General features: G+C 45.3%; 1 pseudogene. It reads right to left on the bottom strand.

The features are described 5' to 3' along the window. Positions 1–475: pseudogene (locus AB4512_RS23945) on the bottom strand (L-ascorbate 6-phosphate lactonase); the annotation flags it as partial.

The raw sequence follows: 475 nt of genomic DNA, 5'->3' as shown, positions 1-475 counted from the left end.
GCCGTATTGAAGACGTTCTTTCTTCATGTTCCACAGCATTTCGATTTCACGCGGGTCATTTTGGAAGTTAGCCCAAATGTCGTGGTGGAACGGAACAACTACTTCACAGTTCAAAGACTCAGCAGCACGAAGAATGTCTGAAGATGTCATTTTGTCTGTTACGCCACGTGGGTTCTCACCGTAAGAAAGCAGTGCAACGTCGATCTTGTGGTCATTACCGTGTTTAGCATAGTAGTTTGAGTAGTGAGAATCACCAGAGTGGTAAACTGAACCGCCTGTTGTTTCTACTAGGTAGTTCACTGCACGGTCGTCCATTCCGTCTAGAATTTCTTTGTCTAGGGAAGATGTTCCTTCAGGAAGTGTCACTAGAGCTGTACGGTCGAATGCGTCAAGAACCTTGATGTTCACGTCTTTGATTTTGATCTCGTCGCCAACTTTAGCAATAACACAACGATCTTCTGGCACACCCCATTTC

The organism is Vibrio sp. 10N.222.52.B7, from assembly GCF_041474275.1.
Classification (GTDB): Bacteria; Pseudomonadota; Gammaproteobacteria; order Enterobacterales; family Vibrionaceae; genus Vibrio; species Vibrio crassostreae_C.
Note: the sequence above shows the minus strand (reverse complement) of the source record. Positions and strands in the feature narration are given on the sequence as shown.